We start from the raw sequence: 1,903 nt of genomic DNA on the forward strand, positions 1-1,903 counted from the left end.
CTCCCGCCCCGCACCCGCAAGGCCGCCAGGCCGTCGCGGGTCCGGCGGCCGGGGCCACGGCCCGCTCCCGGCCCCCTCCCGCCCAGAGGGCGGGCGGGGCGGAACCCGGCGCGACAGCGCCGCGGCCGAGCCGACCGCAGGTCGTACCCTTGTGCGGCACCGCCTTCGACGCAAAGGAGACACCGGGACCATGACCGGGGACGGAACGCGGGCCGTACGGGCCGGCCTGCCGGAGGCTCAGCCGTTTCAGCCGCCGGTGCCGGGACCCGTTCTGGCCGCCCACTTCCACCTGCCGGGCGACCCCGCCGAGGCCCCCTACGGCTACGGCCGCGAGGCGAACCCCACCTGGACCGTGCTCGAACGGGCCGTCGCCGAGCTGGAGTCACCCACCGAGGAGGCCCACGCCGCCGTCTTCCCCTCGGGCATCGCCGCCACGGCCGCCGTCCTGTTCGCCCTCCTGCGCCCCGGCGACGTCGCCGTGCTCCCCGCCGACGGCTACCAGCTGCTCCCCCGCGTCCGCGCCCGCCTCGAAGCGTTCGGGGTCATCGTCCGCACCGCCCCCACCTGCGGCGACGCCCAGCTCGGCGTGCTGGACGAGGAGGTGCGGCTGCTGTGGATCGAGACCCCGTCCAACCCCGGCCTCGACGTCTGCGACATCCGCCGCCTCGCCGACGCGGCGCACGCCGGGGGCGCGCTCGTGGCGGTGGACAACACCCTGGCGACACCCCTCGGCCAGCGCCCCCTGGACCTCGGCGCCGACCTCTCGGTCGCCAGCGGCACCAAGGCGTTCAACGGTCACGGCGACGTCCTGCTCGGCTATGTCGCCACCCGGGACGCCCGCCTCGCGGGCGAGATCCGCTCCTGGCGGACCACCACGGGCGCCATCCTCGGCCCGATGGAGGCGTGGCTCGCCCACCGCGGACTGGCCACGCTCCACCTGCGCACCGAGCGGCAGCAGACCAACGCCCTCGCCGGCGCCGCGGCCCTGCGCGCCCGCCCCGAGGTCAGCGGCCTGCGCTACCCGGGGCTGCCCGACGACCCGGCGCACGCCACCGCCGCGCGCCAGATGAGCCGCTTCGGCTGCGTCGTCTCGTTCACGCTGCCGGGGCGCGCCCACGCCGAGCGCTTCCTCGGGGCGCTGCGCCTGGTCGACGACGCGACGAGCTTCGGCGGCGTCCGCTCGACGGCCGAGCGCCGCGGCCGGTGGGGCGGCGACCCGGTGCCGGAGGGATTCATCCGGCTCTCGGTCGGCATCGAGGACGCCGAGGACCTGATCGACGACATGAACGCCGCCCTCGACGCCGCGAGCGGAGCGGGCCGGACGCGGTAGGCACCGATGCGGAGGTTTCACCGGGCGGCCGGCGGGCCACATGTTTTCCATGGCCCACGCACAGCCTGTGGTCAAGCGCACCGCCCGCGCCATCCTGCTCGACGCGTCGGAGCTCGTGGTCATCAAGCGCACCAAACCCGGACGCCCGCCCTACTGGATCACCCCCGGCGGTGGCGTCGAACCGGCCGACGCCACCGTCCTCGACGCCCTGCACCGCGAGGTCTACGAGGAGCTCGGCGCCAAGGTCACCGATGTCGTGCCCGCGTTCGTGGACACCGTCCCGCACACGCCCGAGCCCGGCGAGGACACCCCGCCGGGGCTCAAGGTGCAGCACTTCTTCGTCTGCCGGCTCGCCTCGATGGACCCCTCGCTGCGGCACGGCCCGGAGGTGGAGGCGCCGCGCGGCACCTACGAGATCGTGCGGCTGCCGTTCACCCCGGAGGGCCTCGCCGCGGTGAACCTGGTGCCGCTCTCGCTCCGCTCCTACCTGAGACGCAATATCCCCGGCATCCAGACGCTGCTGGCCCAGGACCTCGCCTGACCCCGGGCCGGGCCCCCGCCCGGTCCCTCAGC

Annotated in this window: 2 protein-coding genes; both read left to right on the forward strand. The window is 75.8% G+C overall.

Annotation, left to right across the window (positions count from 1 at the left end; genetic code table 11):
* Nucleotides 1-190 precede the first annotated feature (190 nt).
* Complete coding sequence (locus ADY01_RS35175) at nucleotides 191-1,330, forward strand: cystathionine gamma-lyase (protein WP_049580912.1); 1,140 nt, start codon at nucleotides 191-193, stop codon at nucleotides 1,328-1,330.
* A gap of 49 nt (nucleotides 1,331-1,379) precedes the next feature.
* Nucleotides 1,380-1,871, forward strand: a complete 492-nt coding sequence (locus tag ADY01_RS35180) for an NUDIX domain-containing protein (protein ID WP_049580914.1) — start codon at nucleotides 1,380-1,382, stop codon at nucleotides 1,869-1,871.
* The last annotated feature ends 32 nt before the right edge of the window (nucleotides 1,872-1,903 follow it).

Source organism: Streptomyces sp. SBT349 (assembly GCF_001083795.1).
In the GTDB taxonomy this organism is placed as follows: domain Bacteria; phylum Actinomycetota; class Actinomycetes; order Streptomycetales; family Streptomycetaceae; genus Streptomyces.

Bases quoted from the DNA above. Each gene is read 5' to 3' on its own strand.
- ADY01_RS35175 (WP_049580912.1), top strand. From the start codon at position 191: ATGACCGGGGACGGAACGCGGGCCGTACGGGCCGGCCTGCCGGAGGCT.
- ADY01_RS35180 (WP_049580914.1), top strand. From the start codon at position 1,380: ATGGCCCACGCACAGCCTGTGGTCAAGCGCACCGCCCGCGCCATCCTG.